The sequence below is a fragment of the Solibacillus palustris genome, from assembly GCF_022549215.1.
Lineage (GTDB): Bacteria > Bacillota > Bacilli > Bacillales_A > Planococcaceae > Solibacillus > Solibacillus daqui.
On sequence record NZ_JAKZFC010000007.1, the window covers coordinates 1 to 19,897 of the forward strand.

Genomic DNA, 19,897 nt, shown 5'->3' on the forward strand with positions numbered 1-19,897 from the left:
TTCACAACATTCATGGCATTTAAGTCTGTTTCCAAAGTTGAACTTTCATTTGGGAGATGTGTCTAACAAATGGGGTGCAGTTCAACTTTCATTTGGGAACGTTATTAACGTTTATTTTATATACTTTATAAAAATTTAATGAACTAAAGTAATCTTGAATTTAATAAAAATAAAAACGCTTCTTAAACAATTGCGCCCGATTGCTGAACTCTGAGCCAAATTTATTTTTCGTAACATTTAATTTTTTTTACTTTCTAGTACTTTAACTTTTTCCTGTAAAATTCGTATTTGTTTTATTGAATAAATAACAAGCCCTAAAGCTACTCCGCCTAATGTAATAGCAGGGAAAACAAGAAAAGTAAATGATTCCATTCTTCCATCTCCTTAATCTCCGTATTTATAACACCTTTTTCGTCAATCTGGCCAGATTGTTGAATAATGAAAATGCACCCAAAGCGCCGTTTGGAAAGCTTTCCCCGTAGCGTCACCAAAGTCTTATTTGGGAACATTTTATTGAATTATTTCTGATGTCTTTTAAATACCCTCAGTATTCATTAATACAATACGCCAACCATCGGGGTCTGCAATTGTCACACCTTTTTCTTCCCAGTATGAATTTTCTGGTAGGGTTTCTGAATAGCCCATATTAGCGAGTCGAGATTGTACAGCTTGAATTTGTGTGGTATCAGGCATATAAAAAACGAGTAAATTATCATTTGTTGGTGCAAGGCATGGACTTCCATCAACATGCTCAGTAAATTCTAAATGACGTCGAATCAGGTAACCCAATCATAATGCCAGTGTATCCACGATGTCCTTTGAACCCTCCGATTTTTGTAAGCCCAAGACCTTCGCAATAAAATTGTTCTATTAGTTCTAATTTATCTGTTGGTCGCGCAATGCGAAATTGTGCAATATGCAATGTTGGTGTCCACTGTTTCATAATCATGCCCCCTCTTTCCATTTTAATGAGAAAAGGAGAAAAATAATTTACAACTTTTGATTGAATTAAAGTAGGCTAAATCGTTCCCAAAGCGTCGTTTGGAGACATTTCCTTGCTTAACGTTGTATATCTGCATTATTCTGACGCTCCCCCTTCTAAGGCGTTGATTTATTAACCTGCCTCGTTAGTTTAATAAGGAATTTCCTAAATAGATAGGATAGATGTTTATTGCCTTTTGTACTTCCAATTATTTCACTATATCTTTCCCGTCCCGCCTTACCCAAACCGTGTCATCTTTTGTAATCTGCACAATATCAATATTTCCACCAACTGTTTGCAGCTCCTTACTTTTATCCACGTTCTCTTTCATCACTTCCGCAATGACGTTATAAGTAAATGCAATGAGCTCGTCGTTACTTTTTTGTATGAGTGCGGCTGCCATCTCGTCATAACTTATTGTTGGATGTTGGTCGCTAAATGTAATCATATTACTAAAAATTTGCTCATGGTCACTCCCGCTAAATCTAAAACCATACTCATCTATAGGGATTGGATAATTTTTAATATGTTCGCCGTTTTTGAATTCCATCGATACGAACACTAAACTCCCTTCCTCCGCGCCACCTAGATGGATTTGAGTCGTAAATCCCGCAAAATAACTGCAAAATTTTCTTATGACATATTCAATCGTATCAGCTATCGTCATGTGTTCACTATTCGGATAATGCTCCAATCCGTAAACTAAATCATTAATATCCATATATCGAGAAATAATCTCGTTTGTTTCCTTATTGAAAATAACACGCGTTAAGCTGCCAGAAAAAGAGATCGCCACTTTATTCGGTAAAATGAATATTTTCCGACATTGATCATTGTGGACCGGGGTATTTTTCCATGACGCCCTACTATCAATTGCCATAATGATGGAATCCTTGCCCTTTACGTTTAACGCAACAGTCATTAAACCAATCCCCTTTCCCAAAAGGTATGACTATTTTATGATTGGGCGTCAACAAATATCATCAAGGACGTACCGAAGCTAGCGAAATAAGCAACTATTCTTGCCTTAACGTTGTAAACTGCATAAATCTGATGGGACCCCATACACACAAGTCCTTTTGTTATTCATACAAAAAGCCGCGAACGCTGTTAAGTAATCATTCATGGCTTTCAAGTGTGTTCCCTAACTTTTCTTTAGTAACCTTTTTTGCATGACTTTGTATAACATTTTTTAACAGTTAATACAGAAAAACAAAAAAAGAGTAATACAGACCACATGTTTACTCATTTGTTCGCAGAATTATTTTTTGTGCTGATTTTATATAAATGAATTGATTTTGCTTGGTTCCAAAAACCTTTTAAATCAGGCTTTTTTAACTTAATTGAATTCAGTTTAACTCGCACCTGACTGAAGTCTAAAAAAAAACTAACGACCGATTATAGATCGTTAGTTCAAAAATAGTAATTGTTATTTTTTCACTTTATTCTTTCCTAATCTTCTTTACTTGCTAAAGATAATTAAAGTTTAAATTGTCTTACTAATGTATTGAGTTCTTCTGCTAAATTGGCAAGTTGTTCGGAACTTCCTGCTACTTCTTCCATTATGCTGCTTGATTGTTGAACAGAAGCTGATGATTGTTCAATACCAGCGGCAGATTCTTCAGATACCGATGCAATCTCTTCAACAGAACCATTCATCTCATGTGTACTTGCTGAAATTTCTGCTAAGTTTTCAGCGATAGTTGTAATACTATTTACCATTTCTGTTACAGCAGTATTAATTCCTTCGAAAGTTTCTCCAGTTGATTCAATTTGTGACTTCCCTTGTTCTACTTCATTATACCCGACATTTAGCGAGTCAGACACAAATTGAGTTTCTTTTTGAATGTTATTTACGATTTCAGTAATATCTGTTACAGAATCGGATACCTGCTCAGCTAATTTTCTTACCTCATCAGCAACTACTGCAAATCCTTTACCGTGTTCTCCAGCCCTTGCAGCTTCAATTGCAGCATTTAATGCAAGAAGATTTGTCTGATTGGCTACATCCTTAATGACAGTTACTAGGTTTGATATTTCCTGTGATTGCTTGTCTAATCCTGCAACCTTTTTGACGGATTCATTTACAATAGAATGGATTTTTTCCATCTGTTGAATCGATTTTTTCATTAATTCCGATCCGTCATTGGTCATATTTAAAACAGCTTTTGAATTTTCCTCTATCCGTAAACCATTTTCATTTGCCTCTTGAACTCTTTCGGCAAAAGTATTCATTCCCGAAGCTAAATCACTTGCAATATTAGCCTGTGTTTCTGAACCAGCAGCTAATTCTTGAATAGTAGATGCCACCTGTTCCGATCCAATCTTCACTTCATTGGCAGATTGTGATAGTTCTTCACTTTGACTAGTTAATGTCTCTGAAGTTTCGGAAACCTTTTTCATTGAACTTTTAAGATTATTATGTAATAAATTCATGGCATCAGCCAATCTACTTGTTTCATCTTTTGCTTTAATTAGTAACAGTTCTTTCGTTAAATCACCATTTGCAAGATACCCCATCTGTTCAGTTACTTTAAGAATTGGTTTAGTAATACGATTTGCAAAGAACCAAATGATAATAAACCCTAAAATTATTGAAATACCACTAACAATAAGAATAATGTTCAACAACTCATTAGCAGGTTGATTAAAATCCATCATATAGGTACTGGAGGTCACTACCCAATCCCAGTTTGGATCAATTTTTGAATACGAAACCTTTTGTTCAATTTGTTCTTTATTATTTGGTAAAGCCGAATCATAAAAAGTAAAACCACCGCCGTTATTCGCTATTTTGATCATTTCTTGGGCGAATTTTATACCGTTCTCATCCTCAGAGTCCCATGCATTGTCACCTTCTTTAGATGGATGTGCAATGCGTGTTCCGTCTTGACTATACACTATCATATATCCATTTTCGCCCAGATCAATAGAAGAGTTTATAGGTCGAGTCCCATCTTCATTCTTCTTACCTAATATAATCTCCTTTACTTTCTCCTGAGCATTATTAAGGGGAATATTTCCTTTTTCGACTTCTGAATTATATGCTTCAATTGTTGCAAGTGTAAATTCCACACTGTTTTGCAAGTTCGTCTTACCTAGTTGCTCTAAGCTAGTAGAGCTTTTCTGGTAACTTGTCATTCCTATTACAATTATTGGAACAATCAATAGAAAAATAGAGATACCAATTAGTTTTGTTTTAATGGATGAGTTAAATTCAAATTTAGATTGTTTTTTCAATTAAAAGACACCCTTCATATTTAGATTTATCATTTTATCTAATCCTGCAACTAACTTACTTCTCCTTTATATTGTTATGTATTTTTTCCTTTGTTTTTTAAAGATTAATAATGTATCTGCTTATATTGTTTATGTATTTTCTGTTTTGAAGATATATAGCAATCCCCCAAAAAAGAGTGTTATTACTTCTCTGTAACTTAAAAGTATGAGTAAAAAATACTAATTTAGCTTATCTAACGTTATTTTATTCTCGTAATTTACATAATTCAACACATTTTGACAAAATGGGATTAAAGTACTGATATGTTCTACCAAAAGACCTATAGTCCTATTGTTAATTTTGAATAAATTACCATAATATGTATTTTTGTTAGGGGATTTCGTCCCAGGATGGAATTTGACATTCGCATAGAACCTTGGTATTACTGGTTTTTCACTTGGGTTGTGTAGAAAATGTGTAGAACAAAAAAATATGAATATTTATTCTACATTTATTCATGCTCCGGAACAGAAACACAAACTCTATAAATGCCACTTTACGATAGCAATGTTACCTTTATGTACAAATTTCTATAACTTGTGCAAATGCAAATAAATCAAAATATAAATTCAGCATAATTGTAACATATAGGAAAATTCTAGAATCCTTCATTTATAGATGTTACTATTTTAAAGGTAGAGGCTACCAGATACATATGTAGTTATTTTCTAAATAATCATTTGGAGGTAGAAATGGAACAAAAACTTATTGATCAATTGAACGAGTGGCATGAAGTAGACGAACATCAGCGAATTATCGATTCGCTTTCACAAATTCCTGATGAAGAACGAGACTATGAATCAATCAGCCTTTTGGCCCGAGCCTATAACAATTTGGGGCTTTACAAAGAAGCGCTCTATCAATTTGATAAAATTTCTGAGGCTGGCAAAGAGGATTCTCTATGGCATTATCGGGTAGGCTTTGCTCTTTATCATTTAAAGCGATATGAGGAAGCAGCTCAAGCTTTCAACAGGTCTGATCAATTAGAACCTGGTGTTAAAAGTACCGAGTACTTTTTAAGAATGAGTACTCATAAAGCGAAGAAGCAGAAAAAGGAAGAACTCCGGCTTGCCAAGAAGCAAGCTAACTTCGAGCGTGGCGGTTCCGCAGCAAAGAAGAGTCCTTTTTCAGATATGTTTCTAACTGATTTCTGGGATGACAGCGGGTATGCTAGAACATCCTATCAATCTGAGCCACCGACGGATGAACTAATCGATTCTATAGAAAAAGAGCTTTGTTATAAGCTCCCCTCCTCTTATATTCATCTGATGAAGCATCAGAATGGCGGGGTGCCGAAGAACACCTATTTTCCAACACAGGAACCGACTTCCTGGGCAGAGGATCATATTGCTATTACAGGGATTATGGGAATTGGTCGCGAGAAAAGCTATTCGCTGGGCGGAGATCTGGGCAGTCCGTTTATGATTGAGGAATGGGGATATCCTGACATTGGCGTGGTGATCTGTGATTGTCCTTCAGCCGGTCATGATGTCGTCATGTTAGACTACCGAGCATGCGGTAAAGCTGGTGAACCTGAAGTCGTTCATGTCGATCAAGAAGATGATTATGAGATTACCTTCCTTGCCGATAATTTTGAAGAGTTTATAAAAGGCTTAGTGAGCGAAGAACAATATGATACTTCTGAAGAAGACAAAGAAGAAGCCTTGGATAAAGTTGCGCACGGTAAATTTTCTCCCCTGCTGGAGGAGCTGTGCTCACCAGTAACCGAAGTGGAACAGGTTGAACAGAAAATCCGCAGTATTTGTACACGGATTGTTGAAGAAAAAGGACATTTTTCTTTTCATGCAGATGAATTATCGTATGTCATGTATGATGTGCAGTTTTGGTTATATACGAAGTCGTATCCGGACACCAGTCGTGATCAATATGCGGCAGCATATCAAAATATAATCGCTTTTGGCGGAGAATTCGGTCAAGGCGGATATGGCCCTTCTTTTATTACAGATTGGCTTGATCATCGCATCGAGGAAGGACGTATCGTAAAGAATCACGGGATTATTCGCTTTACCAATGCGTTTGCGAAGGAAGTAATTAATAAGTTAAATGAAGGCTAATCACAGATTAAGTTGCAGATTAGGTTCATCTCTAATAATGAAAAGAGCTCGCTTTCAAAGCGTGCTCTTCTTCTTGTCATCTTCTTTGGGTCTTCAGCATTCATTATTTTAGTGGCTGTTCCGCTTTAATCTTTCATTCAGTGCAACAGCAAGTTCCTTAAAGCGTTTCTCCTCTTTCGTGTTTAGCAGATCATCCGAATTACCCCTACCGATCCAGTAATATCTATCTAATAATTCATACATGTCGAGAAGTGTAATTTCTGGAGTGACTGGATTGTGAAAAACGGACAGCATCGGTTCAGGGCCATCATCCAAGTTATATTCGTTCACAATGGCATGTAATATTTCCGGCGAATTTATTCCCTTCTATCTTATCGCACATTTTGTTCTGTGACTCCTCATACAAAACCTCATCAACAAACCTTTGCTCTCCTCGTGTCGGAGAAAGACGAACCGCTCCTTTTGTTTCAAGTAGAAGGTCTGCAACCTTCTTATCTGTATGGGCCGCATTCCAAGCTGTAGCTAATATGCCCAGTGGCGAGTCCAGTTTTGCCCCAGCTTCGATGAGCTTTAAGAGTGCTTCAATTTGCTTGAACTTTACAGCTTTTTTAAGTGGTGTATCACCAAGTTTATCCTGTGCATCAAGTTCTGCTCCATGCTCGATCAATACCTCTATCGCCTGAACAGGCATTCGATTAGTCAAAAAAGGATCAGCGATGTTCTCCCCCGCTTGTCCCGTTCATTCACATCCAGTTCAATGGTTTTTTTTATAATAAAGATTGATCATTTCGGAAACCGGATATTCAACAAAAGAGTTATCATTCATCAGCAATACGTGCTCCGTTAGTTGAGTAAAGAAAAAAAAGCTGCCTATGCAACTCAATGTTCTCCAAGTAAAGCCCCCGTTAGCCATCCATGAAGCGCAAAACCAGCGCTACACCACAGAGAATAAAAGATTATTACGTTCTTTCAAAAGTAGATAATTCCGCTTCTTCATCGATTTCAATTTTAATGTTCAGCTACTTTCGCATCAAAAATTTATGCTGTTCCGGAGACCATTCAAATGAGTTTATATCTGAAACGTATTTTTCCAATAAACGATGTCCCTCGTCAATACTACATCCCTTAGGTAGTTCAATTCCACCAAAGGCTACATTTGAAATTGTCGCATCAAACTCATAATCATAATCAATTTCTCCAGAATAGTTTAATGCAATCTGACCCGTCCAATGCACGGTAAAGGCTGAAATACTTTCATCCTTTTCAAAGCGAATATGATGACCAGCGACAGCGTCATGACCCAATAAATAAATTCCGAAAGCGCTGTCGTCAAAACTCTCATTTGACTCCAATGGTAACATTTCTACTTGAAATGTCGTTGTTTTGTTATTATAAAAATCTAGTTTATTCATTTCTGTTCCAGCCAAAAATCCTTTATTCCCCCAATATGTGGATGATATTATAGCTTGATGGTAGTTATTCCATACCCCTTTGTGAAGCCAACTGTGTGTATCTTCAGGTATGTCGTCCTCCTCAATATCCTCTGAGTCCTCTTCGTAATAGTCTGCTGATTTCAAATGCAAGTCGAACCAAATCCCACTATCAGGATTCAACCTAGCGAGCCATTCAAACTCCTTAATGCCATGTCCACTAGGCCACGGGTTGTCTTTAAAATAAATCCGATTCATAAGTACTTCTCCTTTTCTCCTAATCTAAATTTTATTTACTATATTTCCCGAAATATTTCTCCAAACGTTCTTCATTAATTGCATACTCTCCACGCCATGCAGCTAGTGGAAGAATAATATCCGAACGTGGGGAGCCATTTGCTTTCTCATAAAGTTTCATTCTTTCCACGGTATCTATGAATCTATCAACCATTGGCGGATAAAAATCATTCGGGATTATTCCAAGTTCTGCCAAGGATAATAGCTGCCCACGAACACTATATTTACTGAACTTAGGAAATACTTTTTTCGATTTAATTCGCTGTTCTAACTTTCCTGGCGTTTCTCCTTGCGGGGCACTTCTGATTATATCTATTAACTTTCTAAAGATTACTATATCTTCTTCTGTTGGGGTTGGAACCTCTAGCTGTGAAAACTCTCTTAATTCTATCAACATCAATTCAACACCTTCATTCCATGAACTACCAAAATAATAACTGAATAACACTTCTCCCACATTTAAGTATTTTTGTTTTTTAACACTGCATTTTTTACAGTACTCTGTATCACTTAGGTAGGAATGATTTTTACACTGATTGGCATAAAGATAACTTAATATTGGTTGTCTTCCCCTTGGAAAACTTTTCATACCTGCTACATAAGCTTGAAGTGCTTTATCCATCGTTACATTGAAATTTTTGATTAATAGCTTAAATTCATCGATCACTATATCGTGAGTAAAATGCTCAATCTCATTTAATGGGTAAGAACTTTCTTCCAAATATCTCTTTTCCTCATCTTTTAAATTATTTGTTGAATATAGATAAACAGCTCTTTCATTATCCCATACATCTCCATGATCAATTTCACGATAATAACCTTTTTCGTCTTTTTCATATCTCTTTTTGTTATAAACTTTTTTTAGGATTTTTAGTAGTTTATCATTCATATGATAGTTCATAGATTATTTCCTCCACTATTATTATTTGAGTAGAATCCTACATATTGTGGTACATTTTCGTTAGGATTGATATAGTAGGTTCCGAAAGGTTCATTTTAGATACTTTTATCATAACATTTCACAATGGATTTCTAATATTTACTGGATATTTAGGGAAAAAATAGTTCATCGAATGATGGCCGTGTATAACTAAAGCCCCCGTTGAATAAGATTTAAAATTATCAGTAATCTTTATTAGCCGGTTGTTATCCTTCCAGTTCAATAAATGGATACACATACATATCAATGTCCAGAAAAGCATTAATTTCCGAGTTTTCTTCATATAAACCACCTCTCTTAAGTTTACTAATTAAAAAATTATCAATTTTATTGAACTTAACTGCCCCTTCAGCATCTGCCATTGTAATCATTGACCAACTTCTCCAATCAAAAAAAATCATTTAAAGGAAATTATTCCTGATATAACTTATTAAAGTATTCTGCCCTTTTAGTTCAAAAAGAAAAAAGAGCTGCATAAGCAACTCAATTATCTTCAAGTAAAGCCCACGTTTGTTTAAGTGAAGCTCATCCCAAAGTTACAATTTAATTTGTGTTAACACTCACCATGTGCTTGAAATTTCTTAAGCACACGAAGACCGTAAAAGCCACACTAATTAGACCACTTACTAAAGTAATCCAGAAAAAAATTCTTCCGCCTATTGTTGTTGAATTAAAAATAAAACCACTTAGTAGTATCATAATACAACCTATTAATCCAAAAAAACCAATAGCCCATTTAAGCTTATATTTTACTAAATAATAACCAACTACACTCAAAATGTAGCATACACTAACCATCATAATAGCAGGAAATAGTGGTTGAAATTTAGCCGCATAAACAAAATAATCAAGTTGAGTAATATCTCGACCATTCGTAATCTCAATGTTAAATAATTTGGTAAACGGTGTTGAATACCCCCATTCCAAAGAATTATAAGTTATTGCACTTCCTTCATACCAAGATATTAATGTTGATACCACTAAAGTAAAGATTCCAACGATGAGTTGTAAAACATACTTAAACAATTTTCGTCCTCCTAATAAATTCTATTTATTACCAAGACGGCATTAATTGCTTTTTGTTCCAAAATCGATTATTTTGTTGCCGTTAGATTTAAATAGCTTTATTAATCTTCAACTAACCTGCCCCGTTAGCCATCCATGAAGCGCAAAAATCACCACTTCACCACAGAAAATGAAAGATTATTACGTTCTTTCATGGGAGTTCAATTAGAAAAAGAGCTGCATACGCAACTCAATGAACTTCAAGTAAAGCACGCCGTTAGTTGAATAAGAAAAGAAAATCTTACTAAAGAAACGTATTTACTTATGATGTAATTCTCCACCCTTGTTTTTAGTACATTTTTACTTTTAGAATAATTATTTTCCCTTTTACTCATAAATACTTTCCCTATCGAGTAGTATATTCCGTAGTCTAATTTTAAGGAGGGCTCTATTTAATGAATAAAGAGTTCAACGAAAAAGAAAAACTCAATAAAGAAGAACCGTCAAACAAGAAAAAAGCTTCAGAAGAGACAGTACAATCACATGTTCATGAATTCTTGGCAAGTACCAAATTAGCTGAAGAAGGAGATGACAGACATAATCATCGTTTTGCAGGAGTTACAAGTGAAGTAATTCCTAGAGGGAATAGTCATATACATGTAATTATGGTTAATACTGATTTTTTAAATCATCATCATGAGGTTGCAATAGAAACAGGTCCTGCTATCCGTGTTAGCGAAGATAAACATGTACACTTTGTCAAAGGTATTACTACACTTGATGATGGGCATGTACATCAACTAGAATTTGCTACATTAATTCAAAAGCCTCTCGTATAAAAGGAAAAAGCTGATTTTTTTTATGTTCAGAAACCGACTTTTTAATTTCTCTTGTTCAATTACAAGTACCCTCTCGTAATATACACCTTAAAGAATGTTATTCAACAATATGGCCCTTTAATGAAAACAAACGCTGATCCTTGTTACAGAATCGCGCCCGATTGTGGAAGATTAGAAATTAATAACTTCAACCGATTGTGCATTAAAAATTGCATATGAATGAAATTAAGAAAAACACTCAAAACGATGTTATTTCAATGTTTTGAGTGTTTTATTGTGTCCTCAAACTTTGATTTGGGAACGTTATTTGTATAGATATATAACGCTTATTTAGCATAATCTATAAACAGCACCTGCTAAACTAATAATTGAATGTGCTCTAGGAAACAAATTTATTTTTCATTATTAATAAAATATGTATCGTAGGATTCTTGCAATTTATAGCCAATTTTTTGAGCTAATTTAACAGATTCCTCATTAGCTCCATCCCAATTAGGGTACTTTCCTTTATCTAAGCAATCTAATATTAAAATAGAAGCGACAATTGTTGCTAGACCTTTCCTTCTGTAATCTGGATGACTAGCTACCTCAATCTCAATCCCACCATCATAAATACTAAATGATGTTGCAGCAGAAACAACGTGACCGTTATTGATAATCGCATAACCTATTCCTCTATTAATAAAATCATCAATAGAATCAAATTGGCTAACAAAGTCCTCAGAAAGTTCATGGAAAGACGAGTCTTTTGCTATCGTTTTATCTATTCGCTTAACTTCATAACCCTCAGGTAGTGTAGATATTAGACTCTGTATATGTTTTCTATTTAAATGTTCCGAGTTCTTTTCAAATCTATAACGTTGAAACTTCTCAATTGAACCAACATGAACCGTTTCGATACGATTTTTCCATTCAACGGAATCGACAATTGCAAGAGTAAAATCAGGTAGATTACAAAGTAATTCCTCAGCTGCTTTTGTGTCCGCATTCCCAGCAAAAAACACAAAGATCCCCACTGTTATTTGAGCAACCGTCGGATTCTCAAGGTCATCCACCCATGCAGTTCCCATATGTCCTTGAAGGCATGAGAGAATTATCGTGCTATCAATTTTTTCGAACATCGGGATTAATTTTTGCCTTACATGTATATCTGCTTCAAAAATCATTAAATTCCTTCTTTCTTACATATAATTTTCACTTACATCATCCATAATAACTCAAACAAGGAATAATAACCCTATTAATTTTCACTATTTTTTTTACAAGCTATTAATTGAAGTATTCTGCTGCATTAATTTGGATGCAAAACTTCCCAAAGCGTCGTTTGGTAACCGTTCATAAAAGATTGTTATTCAACAATATGGCCCTTTAATGAAAAATGAGCACTTATCCTTGTTCAAGGATAGCGCCCTTTAATTGAGGATCGTATTTACGGTAAGGATTTTACAGATATCAACAATTTAGTAAAGCTACTAACGTTCTTTTTTTATAAAAAGAGAAACTAACATGACCGCTCCGATGATTAGATAAATAACTACAAAAACACTATCGATTATTAATGGTATATTTATTAGTACTTGATCTTCGCCTTCCATAAACCCGATCACCTTGAACACGGGAGGGAAGACCCACAAAATCCATTTAAAAAACAATGATATTTCGATAATTGATTTTGAGGCGAGTGAAACTACAATTATTAATACAGACGAAAGCCAAGCATATTTTTTTGTTGAAATTTTAGTAGCCGAAAATAGAGTTCCTACTAATATCCCAAATGACATAAAGACCAAGTGGCTGTAAAATGCATAAGCATATAGCTTGATTGACATATTGCCTTTGAAACTTTCTGTAATGATTGGGAAAAAAATTGCAAACAAAAGTAATGGTATCATTACTACTAGAATAGTTAGCCATTTGCCAAATAAGTAACTGACTTTTCTTTTAAGATGAGAGATCAAGATATGCTTTTCACTTTCTTCATCCATAGTAAAAATGGCCATCGTAATCCATGTCATGATTAAGTACATTGCTATTGAAGATGCTGCATAACTACTGAGAATCGGCACATTTTTATAGGCATACAAAATAAACACCCATACAAAAAAAATAACAACGGGTGGAATAAATTTTAATGAACGAACAAAGCTTATTAATTGATAACGGATAAAAGCTGACAACTTACTACCTCTTCTCTGTTAATTCAAATATTGAACATCCTCTTTTAAGCAACATGGCCAATATCTTATCAGACTCTTTAGCAGAAACAATTATTTCAACAGAATCTCTCCCTATAAATTTATATCTAATAGATGGAATCCCTTCTATTATCTCTCTAGTGGGGATTTCCGCCTTTATATATCTAAATTTTTCCTTTTTGTTTGTAGTAGAATCGTAGACAATTCTTCCACTCTCTACAGTTAAAACCCTATCGGCTAATCCTTCAATTAGTAGTGGATCATGTGCTGTAAAAATAATCGTTTTTTCCCCTTGAAGAGAATTTAACTGATTCAAAAGCTCGATTTTTGCTTTATCATCTAACCCAGTTAGCGGCTCGTCTAATAATAATAAATCAGGGTTCTTCAGCAATGCCTGGATAATTCCGGCTTTCTGCTTTGTACCTTTTGAACAATGACTCAAAGGGGAGGTTAGAAAGTCTGTAATTGCAAACAGCTCAGCATAATTCTCAATTCTTTTTAAAATACCTTCATCTGATTTACAAGTCATTTTACCCATTAACATTAAATAGTCCTGTAATTTGAATCGGATACTTTCTGGAAAATGTTCAGGTACATATCCTATGTTAATTTGAGATCTCTTCACTTGCCCGGCAGTTTCTTCATATATACCCCCAATGAGTTTTAAAAGGCTGCTTTTCCCGGATCCATTATTTCCGGTGATCGCTACTTTTTCACCTTGTGAAATGCTTAAAGAGATTTCTTTAAGAATCCTTATTCCATCAATATCCTTGCAAGCTTGATTTGCCTCGAATATTTTCATTCAAAACCACTTCCATCTTCCCTCATTTTACTTGCTGAAATTCAATAAAGACAAATTCTACATTTTCCTAAATGTACTCTTCATAAATAATAGAACGCTTCCTCAATTATACAATAATTTCCACACGAGTTGAATAAACAATCATTATAATTTGTATGTTATTCCTTTTCATATTCATTAACTTTACTACGAGTTAATTCAATGAGTATTACTCCAATTGATGGCCCGATTGTTGAACAAAGCTAAATACATGCTAATACAGATAAAACATAAATTGAAAAAAGAGTAATACAGACCACCTGTATACTCTTTTGTCCGCAATTTGTCCGCAGAATTATTTTTATGTGCTGATTTTATTTAACTGAATTGTTCTTGCCTGTAAATGGAAGGCTACATTTTAGCCATCAGTCTAGTAAAGAAAAAGCGGCAATAGTTTCATATTTTGGTGTATTTTCTAGATTCGATTTATATAAGACAATTTCACTTACTTGAAAAGATAAAATCTTTTCTCTAAATGGGTTATGAATGACTAAATCGACCATTTTGAAATCTTCATTTCCCTCCCATTTCCGGGCCAATGTGATATGGGGATGATAGGGACGTGTTTCTAAAGAGAAGCCCGCTGCAAGACAAGTTTTATGGACAATTTCTTGAAGTTGAAATAACTGATACACTTCATTCACTGCACCCCAAAATACGCGAGGAGATTTTTGAAGACCAAAAACATTCAGTCCTTCAATCTCTAACATAAAAGCTTTTTGATTCTTAATGGCGTCGCCAACTAATCTAATTACAGATGGAAGTTTTTGTGGGTTTACTGAGCCAAGAAAAGCAAGGGTTATATGATAATCATTTATATCCACCCAACGTTTAAACTGGAATATTGGTTTAATTTGTGTCAGTTCATCGTGAATTGTTTGTTTAACACCAGCCGGAACACATACTGCCCAAAAATAGTGTGGCTCTCTCTCCATATGCTTCACCTCTTTTTATAACTAACTAGAGCTACAAATAAAAATGCCAACTATAGCCCTGTTAATGAAGAAATAAAAGACGCCTATTCAACAATCTCGACCTTTTGTTGAATATAAAAAAGGGTCAAACATCTAATCTTTAGTAGCATATTATTTAAACCAGCCTCTTCTCATAAACCAGATAAACATTGAAACGCCCATTATCCCCATAAGTCCAAGTGTAAGAAAATAACCATATTTCCATGTTAATTCCGGCATATTTTCAAAGTTCATCCCATAAATCCCGGCAATAAATGTTAAAGGGGCAAAAATGGAAGTAATAATTGTTAGAACTTTCATCACGTTATTTGTTTGATGTGAATTCAAGGAGAGATAGCTGTCTCTTATATCAGCAGTTAATTCTCTATCAGACATAATTGCGTCCGATAGTTTTAAAAGATGGTCATAAATATCAGAGAAATATTCTCTTCTTTCGGTTATTTTACTTAAACGATGGGAATTTAATATTCGGTAGAGTACATCACGCATCGGATTCACTGTATGCATTAGATTTAGTAACATGTGTCTTATGTCGAATAGTTCATTCAATAGGAGGTTCATCGATTTATGATGTATGTTTTCTTCAATTTTGTTTAAATCATCTTCAATTTTATATATGATTGGAAAGTAATTATCTACAATTTTGTCTAACGTTCGATAAAAAACATAATAGGGGTCCCATTTTTCAATGTTCTTTTGCAACACCCTTTCCCATACCTGATAAACTTCCTGTGATGGAGTATGATGGAATGTAACTATAAAATTCTCTCCAACAAAAAAATTTAATTCTTCTTTAATAATTTCTTTATCTTCTTCTCGAACTAAATGTGTAACAAAAAAAGTATAGTCATCGTAATAATCTAACTTGGGACGCTGAAGTCTATATATACAGTCTTCAATAGCTAGTGGGTGAAATTTAAAAGTATCTGCTAAATGTCTTATTTCTTCATCAGTTGGTTGATTAAAATCCACCCAAAACCATGTATAATTAGAAAAATTGATATTGCTTATAGAAATTTCCGTTTCCAAATGATTGTAATTCGTAATTCCAATGAAGTTTATCACTGTATTAACACCTTCTTAATGCTTTCAAGCTCCTAATAATTAAACTCTATTGTGTTCAAGGAAAGACTTATCCATACGAGGATATTCTGGAATCCTAAAAAATAGCGAATTACCCAAGAAATCAAGAAAAAGGACACTTTCCTTTTTACAGTAAAGCGCACGATTGTTGTATAAAAATTTGTGACTTCTACTTTACATCGACAACTATTGAACCAAAACGTTCGTCACCGATAAAGACTTCTAAACGCCATATCCCTACTTTTGAAAATGATACATTGGAAGGTCTTGAGCTATCAGAACCCCTAACTCCATTAGGACTGTAATCTAATTCCCCATAGCTCCAAACTTTTCTTTCATTACTTGTACCGGCATCTGTTATTAAAACCTTCTCTTTTTCTCCTGTATCTTTATTGATAGCTACCACTTTAAAATTACCACTTTTTATAGTTTGTCCATCTCCCCAGAGATGCCACAACCATTTTTCTATTACCCCGGCTTTAAACTCACCTTCGATTATTCCAACTTTATTCTTTTGTCCAATTAATTTTTCTCCAGTTGATGTTTCAAACTCAGGTGATAAATCCCACTGCTGATTTTCTTCTGAAACGGTATCAACTTTATTTGAATTAATGTTAGTTTTTTCTTTGTTATCCTGAGAACAACCCGCGATAAGTAAAATAACGAGTAGCGAAATACTTAAAGGTAATTTTATCAATTACTTAGTTCCCCCTTTCAATGTTCCCACCAAATTTAAATCTCCATTCGTAAATAAAAACCTCTATTGCTGCCGACATTCCCTCTTAAATTTCGTTTACAAATATCCAATTTGCTCAAAAATAGTAATTCCATTTTCTGGCCCTTCAGCTAAAGAAGGCATATTTCTTTTTTAAGAATTGCGCCCTATAACGAAAAGACACGCATTTTTACTTGAGTGTCTTATTCTTAATTACAGTTTATTTTTTTATTTCAAAAGTATTTACAATAAAAATCCAGTCTTATTTTTCTGCTTAACTGAGCATATATTTTTGTAGTTTCACTCTTTTCATGACCCAGCAAACTTTAAATCATGTCAATTGGCGCACCGTTATTTATCATATGCGTTGCATAGCTGTGTCGTAATTGATGCAGATGTAGTCTCTTTTTTATTCCAGCTCGATTTGATATACGCTTGATAGTATAAGGAGTTGCATTAGACTTATGTGGATTTACAACGTTAAGCACGAAAAAGTTCCCAAATACGATTTTGGGAACGGGGGTAGACTGTAATAACATTGAGATTTACGTTACCGAACGAGGATTTGATTGCTTTCTATTTAACCAAACAAATTAGGGGGTGATGTTATAGACGTAGAGAAAAAAGGTGGTTCTCTATTAATCACAATTGGTTGGTTATCTGTGGGGTTATTAACTATTAATTTAATGCCACCATTTCTTATATTTTTCCCTATATGCATAGGAGTAGTGTGTGACGGTACCCCAAAATTGTTTTATCGTTATTGATAAAATGACCCTATTTCATATCGAATTATTCAGTTTAATTCCAACTAAGCAACCTCTTCACAATGTGTGGAGTGTATGTGCCAACATATGGGTGTGTTGGGTACCTAATCTTAAAAAATCACGCTTGCTCTTATGACATTGGCTTCAGCTTCAGCTTTATTGATTATTTTTATAGAGATGCTTGTTTCCGAAGGTTCACTGTTTAATAGGAGCAAGTCACCCTCTTCTACATCGATAGCTTCCTGATCGTCAATCGTTATTTGAAGCGGGCCGGTGATGCAATAAAAAGCTTCAGCTATTTGACGTCCAATAGGGTTATTAGGATTGACTGTTTCGTGATAACCACCTTTTTCTACAGTTATGGCTTCAAGGTCACCGTTGCAACCTTCCGACAGCATGAGATTGAAATCTCTTACTTTGCCAAAGCTTCGAGTAGTCCATCCTCCACTGAATCGATCTTGTTCAAAAGGCTTTAAATGTACGTGATGATGCCCTTCATGTTTTAGCGTCATTTCTCCATCAATGACCATAATTAACCTGTTTATATCCGGGAGAGAAGTAAAAACAGACTCTTCTAATTCAACTATAGCTGAACTAATTCTCCACTTAAAGTTACGCTCTTTATAATCTGCATCCTCAGGATAAATGGCTAGCTGCGTAGTGAATCCACCTGACCATTCATTGGTCGTTTGCTCATTTTTTCTAATCAGTTGTATTGAATACGACATATTTTTAATTCTCCTTCTCTACTTAGGGGTACCAGTTCATCAAATCATTCCGACAATACATTGATTATGGTTTGGATAAAAAATCTGCATTAAAAATGGTTGTATTCATCTCCAAAACTCGGTATCTTCCCGTTTGTAAAATATTATTGATATTAGTTATTTGAAGCTTTAGATATCTCAGATTCAGTAAATTTCTCAGATAAAATTTCGGAAAAATGTTGATAGGAATCTCCGTAATCTCATTTCAATTGTACTCATTTTAACATAGTTTGAATAACTTATTTTTCCCCATAAAAAAGCATCTTCGAATTGAATTTGAGGTATCTAAACCAGAAATCTATCGTAGATGCTTTTTTAATTGTTTATACTTTTGGGGGATGTCCCATTTAAAGTGATAACATTACTCCTTTTTTATAATACTCATGCATTATTTCTTTAGGAACCATACTTCCACCGGTTGCCCACATGAGATGTACAGCATTTTTCATTTTATCCTTTAAGTTATGAATTTTTATATATTCCATACCTTGTTTCTCGCCCCATAATTTTACTGGTCCAATTACAGCAGCTAATGCAGAAGGCTCTAGATGAATATTTTCTTTATCAGCCAATGTGCTCAATAATTTAAATAACACATTGTCACTTACCGTATAACTTCCGCTTAATAAAGGTTCGATAATTGGGCCAACGAACCCTGATGGTCTTCCGACTGCTAGGCCATCTGCTGCAGTGAAGTTGTCAATTCCAAAATCTTGTACAGACACCTTATCATGTAGCCCTGTCATCAGTCCAAGTAACATACTTGGTGAATGTGTAGGTTCTGCAAAGAAGCAATGTACATAATCTTGATATATTAGTTTCAAACCATAAGCTACTCCCCCGGGTCCACCACCAACTCCACATGGAAGGTAAATAAATAGCGGATGATTTTCATTTACTATTATATTTAAATCCTCTAATTGTTTTTGTAATCTACTCGCTGCCACTGCATAGCCTAAAAATAGATCCTGAGAGTTTTCGTCATCAATGAAGTAACAATTCGGGTTACACAGCGCCTGCTTTCGCCCTTCTTTAACGGCTTCACCATAATCTCCCGTATATTCTATAACCATTGCTCCTTTACTTTTTAAAAGATCTTTTTTCCATTTCTTTGCATCAGCAGACATATGGACCGTTACTTTAAAACCTAATTTGGTACTCATGATACCTATACTTAACCCTAGGTTTCCTGTAGAACCTACTGCAATTGAGTATTGCGAAAAGAAGTTTCTGAATTTTTCACTATCAAGGATGGAATAATCATCATTTACAGTCAATAAACCATGGTTAAGAGCCAACGTTTCTGCGTGTTTCAACACTTCATAAATGCCGCCGCGTGCTTTAATGGAACCTGAAATGGGAAGATGGCTGTCCAATTTCAACAAAAACTCCCCCTCTAACGGTTGCTCACACATGTTTGATAAATGTTGATGCATTGCTGGGATGGGTACAAGAGGAGATTCAATGATTCCGTTTCGTTTTTTTGTTTCAGGAAAAACTTTAGCAATGTATGGAGCAAAACGCTTTAGTCTTTCCTCGGCATCTTTTACATCGTTTTCATTAAACTGAAGATCATTACCATTTTTTTTAAATGGGTCATATTTAGGATTTGACCAAAACACTTCCTTTGTAGCAACTAATTCGTTTATTAAAGGATATTCTTTTATCCAATCTTGTATAGTTTTCATCTTTCATCTCCCTTCGGCA

General features: G+C 34.7%; 19 protein-coding genes and 2 pseudogenes. 2 read left to right on the forward strand and 19 right to left on the reverse strand.

Features of this window, described 5'->3' with window-relative positions:
* Window positions 1–237: 237 nt before the first annotated feature.
* The 4 genes and pseudogenes from LZ480_RS19945 to LZ480_RS15450 all read right to left on the reverse strand — a co-directional run bounded on the left by LZ480_RS19945 (window position 238) and on the right by LZ480_RS15450 (window position 4,222).
* Window positions 238–372 carry a hypothetical protein gene (locus LZ480_RS19945; protein WP_255731486.1) on the reverse strand — a complete coding sequence of 45 codons (135 nt, stop codon included), beginning with the start codon at window positions 370–372 and terminating at the stop codon, window positions 238–240.
* Window positions 373–534: 162 nt separating this feature from the next.
* Window positions 535–943: pseudogene (locus tag LZ480_RS15440) on the reverse strand (VOC family protein).
* Window positions 944–1,190: 247 nt separating this feature from the next.
* The gene (locus LZ480_RS15445) at window positions 1,191–1,904 is read right to left on the reverse strand and encodes a hypothetical protein (protein ID WP_241370445.1); all 714 of its coding nucleotides are present in this window, start codon (window positions 1,902–1,904) and stop codon (window positions 1,191–1,193) included.
* Window positions 1,905–2,461: 557 nt separating this feature from the next.
* Window positions 2,462–4,222 (reverse strand): methyl-accepting chemotaxis protein, encoded by a 1,761-nt coding sequence (locus tag LZ480_RS15450; protein WP_241370446.1) that lies wholly within the window; start codon window positions 4,220–4,222, stop codon window positions 2,462–2,464.
* A 732-nt stretch (window positions 4,223–4,954) separates the two neighbouring features.
* On the opposite strand from LZ480_RS15450, the gene LZ480_RS15455 reads away from it, so the two are divergent.
* On the forward strand, window positions 4,955–6,337 hold the full coding sequence (locus LZ480_RS15455; RefSeq protein ID WP_241370447.1) for an SMI1/KNR4 family protein: 1,383 nt from the start codon (window positions 4,955–4,957) through the stop codon (window positions 6,335–6,337).
* Window positions 6,338–6,445: 108 nt separating this feature from the next.
* Here the strand turns inward: LZ480_RS15455 and LZ480_RS15460 are convergent, their stop codons facing one another.
* The 6 genes from LZ480_RS15460 to LZ480_RS15485 form a co-directional block, all read right to left on the reverse strand.
* The gene (locus tag LZ480_RS15460) at window positions 6,446–6,667 is read right to left on the reverse strand and encodes a DUF4274 domain-containing protein (protein WP_332844046.1); all 222 of its coding nucleotides are present in this window, start codon (window positions 6,665–6,667) and stop codon (window positions 6,446–6,448) included.
* Window positions 6,654–7,004, reverse strand: a complete 351-nt coding sequence (locus LZ480_RS15465; RefSeq protein WP_241370448.1) for an ankyrin repeat domain-containing protein — start codon at window positions 7,002–7,004, stop codon at window positions 6,654–6,656. Before LZ480_RS15465 ends, LZ480_RS15460 begins: the two co-directional genes overlap by 14 nt.
* Before the next feature lie 352 nt (window positions 7,005–7,356).
* On the reverse strand, window positions 7,357–8,025 hold the full coding sequence (locus LZ480_RS15470; RefSeq protein WP_241370449.1) for a hypothetical protein: 669 nt from the start codon (window positions 8,023–8,025) through the stop codon (window positions 7,357–7,359).
* A 31-nt stretch (window positions 8,026–8,056) separates the two neighbouring features.
* Window positions 8,057–8,965 (reverse strand): hypothetical protein, encoded by a 909-nt coding sequence (locus LZ480_RS15475; RefSeq protein WP_241370450.1) that lies wholly within the window; start codon window positions 8,963–8,965, stop codon window positions 8,057–8,059.
* Between the two features lie 245 nt (window positions 8,966–9,210).
* The gene (locus LZ480_RS15480) at window positions 9,211–9,375 is read right to left on the reverse strand and encodes a hypothetical protein (protein ID WP_241370451.1); all 165 of its coding nucleotides are present in this window, start codon (window positions 9,373–9,375) and stop codon (window positions 9,211–9,213) included.
* Between the two features lie 172 nt (window positions 9,376–9,547).
* Window positions 9,548–10,030, reverse strand: a complete 483-nt coding sequence (locus LZ480_RS15485) for a YjdJ family protein (protein ID WP_241370452.1) — start codon at window positions 10,028–10,030, stop codon at window positions 9,548–9,550.
* Window positions 10,031–10,464: 434 nt separating this feature from the next.
* On the opposite strand from LZ480_RS15485, the gene LZ480_RS15490 reads away from it, so the two are divergent.
* Entirely contained in the window at window positions 10,465–10,848 is a 384-nt protein-coding gene (locus LZ480_RS15490; protein ID WP_241370453.1) for a YmaF family protein, read from the forward strand.
* Between the two features lie 392 nt (window positions 10,849–11,240).
* Here the strand turns inward: LZ480_RS15490 and LZ480_RS15495 are convergent, their stop codons facing one another.
* The 9 genes and pseudogenes from LZ480_RS15495 to LZ480_RS15535 all read right to left on the reverse strand — a co-directional run bounded on the left by LZ480_RS15495 (window position 11,241) and on the right by LZ480_RS15535 (window position 19,878).
* Complete coding sequence (locus tag LZ480_RS15495; RefSeq protein ID WP_241370454.1) at window positions 11,241–12,014, reverse strand: GNAT family N-acetyltransferase; 774 nt, start codon at window positions 12,012–12,014, stop codon at window positions 11,241–11,243.
* Window positions 12,015–12,320: 306 nt separating this feature from the next.
* Complete coding sequence (locus LZ480_RS15500; RefSeq protein WP_241370455.1) at window positions 12,321–13,025, reverse strand: ABC transporter permease; 705 nt, start codon at window positions 13,023–13,025, stop codon at window positions 12,321–12,323.
* A gap of 4 nt (window positions 13,026–13,029) precedes the next feature.
* The gene (locus LZ480_RS15505; protein WP_241370456.1) at window positions 13,030–13,845 is read right to left on the reverse strand and encodes an ATP-binding cassette domain-containing protein; all 816 of its coding nucleotides are present in this window, start codon (window positions 13,843–13,845) and stop codon (window positions 13,030–13,032) included.
* 404 nt (window positions 13,846–14,249) lie between these two features.
* Window positions 14,250–14,819 (reverse strand): RNA 2',3'-cyclic phosphodiesterase, encoded by a 570-nt coding sequence (thpR, locus tag LZ480_RS15510; RefSeq protein WP_241370457.1) that lies wholly within the window; start codon window positions 14,817–14,819, stop codon window positions 14,250–14,252.
* A gap of 150 nt (window positions 14,820–14,969) precedes the next feature.
* The gene (gene corA, locus LZ480_RS15515) at window positions 14,970–15,923 is read right to left on the reverse strand and encodes a magnesium/cobalt transporter CorA (protein ID WP_241370458.1); all 954 of its coding nucleotides are present in this window, start codon (window positions 15,921–15,923) and stop codon (window positions 14,970–14,972) included.
* 187 nt (window positions 15,924–16,110) lie between these two features.
* Window positions 16,111–16,638, reverse strand: a complete 528-nt coding sequence (locus tag LZ480_RS15520) for a hypothetical protein (RefSeq protein ID WP_241370459.1) — start codon at window positions 16,636–16,638, stop codon at window positions 16,111–16,113.
* A 251-nt stretch (window positions 16,639–16,889) separates the two neighbouring features.
* Window positions 16,890–17,195, reverse strand: a pseudogene (locus LZ480_RS15525) (tyrosine-type recombinase/integrase).
* 338 nt (window positions 17,196–17,533) lie between these two features.
* Window positions 17,534–18,151 carry a HutD/Ves family protein gene (locus LZ480_RS15530; RefSeq protein ID WP_241370460.1) on the reverse strand — a complete coding sequence of 206 codons (618 nt, stop codon included), beginning with the start codon at window positions 18,149–18,151 and terminating at the stop codon, window positions 17,534–17,536.
* Between the two features lie 386 nt (window positions 18,152–18,537).
* Window positions 18,538–19,878, reverse strand: a complete 1,341-nt coding sequence (locus LZ480_RS15535; RefSeq protein WP_241370461.1) for a D-serine ammonia-lyase — start codon at window positions 19,876–19,878, stop codon at window positions 18,538–18,540.
* Window positions 19,879–19,897: the final 19 nt, after the last annotated feature.